Raw genomic sequence first — 386 nt, forward strand, 5'->3', positions numbered from 1 at the left:
CCTATTTCTGGTTTTATTGGTATTTCAGGTGTAACAAAAGGTGCTTTAGTATCAGCGAATCAAACTGATGCATTAACAACAATAAGAGATAATTCTACTGTTTATGTTGATTTACACCAATCACAAAATGAACTCTTAGCTTTAAAAAAACTTCTTAGCAAAGATAATATAAAAAAAGGAAGTACTGAAGTTACTTTAACTTTAAGTGATGATTCAATCTATCAATACAAAGGCGTTTTACAACTTCAAGAAATAAATGTAGATGAAAATACTGGAACTGTAACTTTAAGAGCAGAATTTCCAAATAGCGAAGGATTATTATTATCTGGAATGTTTGTAAGAGCGACTATTCAAAGTGCAATTGATTCAAAAGCATTTTTATTACC

At 29.3% G+C, this 386-nt stretch carries 1 protein-coding gene; it reads left to right on the forward strand.

Going from position 1 to position 386, the window contains the following annotated elements; all coding sequences use genetic code 11:
• On the forward strand, window positions 1–386 hold a 386-nt coding region (locus tag CRV02_RS14725; RefSeq protein WP_258239347.1), incomplete at both ends, for an efflux RND transporter periplasmic adaptor subunit.

It is taken from the genome of Arcobacter sp. CECT 8989 (assembly GCF_004116715.1).
Lineage (GTDB): Bacteria > Campylobacterota > Campylobacteria > Campylobacterales > Arcobacteraceae > Halarcobacter.